Source organism: Bacillus sp. V3B, assembly GCF_024494465.1.
Taxonomy (GTDB): Bacteria; Bacillota; Bacilli; order Bacillales; family Cytobacillaceae; genus Bacillus_BD.
In genome coordinates, this window is sequence record NZ_JAETXM010000056.1 from 1 (window position 1) to 3,170 (window position 3,170).

4 protein-coding genes are annotated in these 3,170 nt (G+C 39.7%); all 4 read right to left on the reverse strand.

What is annotated here, in order from left to right:
* Positions 1-122, reverse strand: a 122-nt coding sequence (locus tag JMM81_RS22420; protein WP_256243781.1) for an NAD(P)-binding protein, incomplete at its 3' end; no start/stop codon positions are given.
* Positions 123-248: 126 nt separating this feature from the next.
* Positions 249-1,361, reverse strand: a complete 1,113-nt coding sequence (locus JMM81_RS22425) for a cupin domain-containing protein (RefSeq protein ID WP_256243777.1) — start codon at positions 1,359-1,361, stop codon at positions 249-251.
* A 15-nt stretch (positions 1,362-1,376) separates the two neighbouring features.
* The gene (locus JMM81_RS22430) at positions 1,377-1,886 is read right to left on the reverse strand and encodes a DinB family protein (RefSeq protein WP_256243778.1); all 510 of its coding nucleotides are present in this window, start codon (positions 1,884-1,886) and stop codon (positions 1,377-1,379) included.
* A gap of 2 nt (positions 1,887-1,888) precedes the next feature.
* Positions 1,889-2,851: a fumarylacetoacetate hydrolase family protein gene (locus tag JMM81_RS22435; RefSeq protein WP_256243779.1), complete on the reverse strand. Its 963-nt coding sequence runs from the start codon at positions 2,849-2,851 to the stop codon at positions 1,889-1,891.
* Between the last annotated feature and the right edge of the window lie 319 nt (positions 2,852-3,170).

Genomic DNA, 3,170 nt, shown 5'->3' on the forward strand with positions numbered 1-3,170 from the left:
AATTTAGATGCTTGCTCCAATACTTTTACCTTTTGTTTCGTTTCTGCGATTCCAAGAGCTGTTGCTAACCCACCAATACCGCCACCTACTACGATAAATGCTTGTTCTGCTTTTTTACTCATGATAAATCCCCCTTTTTATTATCCGAACTATTAATCACTGAATATTTGGAAAATTAAAAGCGTTTGCAAATATGGTTTTATGAGTAACCATTAGATTAGAAAGCTCTTACCTAATGGCTGCATATCTTAGACGAGAACGGGTTTGAACTCGCTTTTCACTTCTTGTTTTCCAGCATTCGTATCCAATACCTGTCCTTGTTCCAAATCAAATCTTTCCATTATAGGCAAGTCATTTACAGAGAATAAATAGGAATCTTCATCTGCTACATGCTCATGCCATGCCCAGTTCGGAATAACGAAGTAATCTCCCTTTTTCCAATCAAAGCGCACACCATTAATCACGGTATAACCTGAACCTTGACGTACATGATAGATAGATGAATGTGTGTGACGATGTGCTTTCGTATGGAAGCCTTTTGGCAGTTTCTGCATCCAAGATGCCATCGTTGGGTTAGCGGTATTTCCATTGGATGGATTTATGTATTCTACTGCATAGCCATCATATGGATCTGGTTCAAACTTCAGTAAGCCATTAATTGCATCAACCGTCCGTTGCCATTTATAATTCGCGAGTGGTGCGACACTTGAATAACGATCACTGATTGGACGAACCATTCCACCACTATAGCGAAGTTCTGAAAAGTTATCCGGACGTTTTGGTGTTTCTAATTTATCTGGATGGGGTTCAAAAAAAGTACCACCAAGTGAATAAATCGTTGGAATATCAAGTGCATCCATCCAAATCATCGGCTCACTACCTGTATGACCATGACCATGCCAAAGGTTTTTTGGTGTAATGAGAAAGTCTCCTTCTTGCATGAAGATGCGCTCGCCTTCAACAATGGTGTAAGCGCCTTCTCCTTCTGTAATAAATCGAAGCGCATTTTGCGAGTGCCGATGTGATGGAGCTACTTCCCCTGGAAGCAGTAGCTGAACCGCTGCATAAAGCGTTTGTGTTGTAGAAGCCCAACCCCAGGGCTGACGGTATGTCAACCCAGGATTTTGAAAATAGATGGCTCTTCGTTCTCCACCGCGATCAGGAGTAAAAATCTCTGCTGCTTCCCAAAGTTTCTTCTTCAAGAGCTCATCCTTCCAAAGATAGGCTTGGGCATGTGGTTGGGGTGTTTTATTCATAATCGCTGGAATCGCTTCCCAAAGTGGACCCAAATGATGTTGCTGAATATCCCTTGTAAAGTCTTTGACATCTTGATCTTGCATATAAGCATTTACTTCTGCCATCGGAAATCCTCCCTCTTAAAGATTTTTGTCTTCTTCCTTCTGCAACTTCGTAAGGTTGCGCTGAATTTGTTTGGCATGACCGACTATATGTTCCTCGATAAAATGATCGATGATGAAAGATACAGGCTTCGCTCCAAATTTAGCAAAATTACGATGGGGTGATTCTTGTTTTAGCGTTTCTGTATCAAGTCCTTGCAACCCACTCGCCACTTTCTGTTCCAGTAGACCTACCTCTGCAAGTACATCGGTTATTGAAAGTTCATCCGTATTCGTTACAGCAGCAAGTCTTGCCGGATCCTGCAATCCTCTTCCCCAACTGGAGCCTGGTTCAGTCACGACTCGTTCCACTTCACCTAACCAATAAGGCACTCCTTCGACAAGATGTGAAAGAACTTGGAGAATCGACCATTCTTCTTCGCTCGGCTTCCAACGAATCGTTTCTTCCGAAAGATTTTTTGTGACAAGCAGAATTTCATGCAGTGATTGTTGAATGTGTTGAATCGATTCGTTAACAGTCTTAATCATCCTTATCCCTCCTGTACAACCGGAACTTTATTTACTACTGAAACTTTATTTTCTAAAGCACCAATCTTATCAATTTCAACCTTTACGATATCGCCATCCTTCAAGAAAACTTGCGGATCACGAGCAAATCCTACGCCACCTGGTGTACCTGTTAGGATGATATCACCTGGCTCAAGTGTCATTAAGTTTGATAGGAATTCAACCAAATACTGTACATCAAACACAAAGTTTTCTGTATTTGTCTTTTGTCGTTCTTCTCCATTTACGGTTAAGCGTACATTTAATCCAGATGGATCTTTTAGTTCATCTGTTGTGACAAGCCAAGGCCCCATTGGTAGGCTTCCTTCCACTGTCTTCCCTTGTAGCCATTGAAGCGTACGGCGCTGTATATCTCGATAGGTCACATCATTCGCAATGGTATAACCAGCTACATAATCAAGAGCCTCTTCCCGCGATACGTTGCGAGCACGTTTCCCAACGATAAACGCAAATTCTGCTTCATAATCAAGTTTGTCTGAAACAGGAAAGAACGGAATATCATCCTGAGGACCGATTAGCGTATTAGCAAACTTTGCAAATACAACTGGATGTGGTGGAATTTCTCTTCCCATTTCTAAAATGTGCTCACGATAGTTATGACCGACACAAATGATTTTTCCTGGATTCTTTACAGGTGCTTCAATTTTTACATCGTTAAAATTATATGTAAGTTTGTGTTTAAATTCATCACGATGATTAAGAGCAAATTCAGTTACTTCTTTCAGTAAGGAAAGGCTTTCATTTCCACCTTCAAGAAATCCCTTCATATCTGCTGGTACGTACGCTTCGGCAATTAATTCTGCCCGAAGACTTCCTTTGCTCTCAAGAAGAGCTTGGTAAGCATAGTTTACGTCTACTACTTCGTTATCAGAGGTAACGGCTCCAAGACGTGTAAATCCTTTATGGCTAAAAGTGACTAATTTCATGATTTATTCCTCTTTTCTTTTTTATTTATTTGATCTACTAAACTACGATTTAAATTTTTACTTTTGGTTAACTGTGTTCTCTATTTATAGAATATTGTATTTTCTGATAATTGTCAATAAAATAAATAAACTTTTTACAGTGAATATGTTTTTAATGTACTTATACTCTAGCTACACTACTATTAGCTTGTTCAATCAGACTAAACGTCTTATGAGATAGAGATTTATCTAAAAAGAATCCTAAGGAGCAAAAAAAGAAAGGTGATGGATCATAGCATTGCTATGATCCATCACCTTTCTTTTTAGATTTTAATAGGCT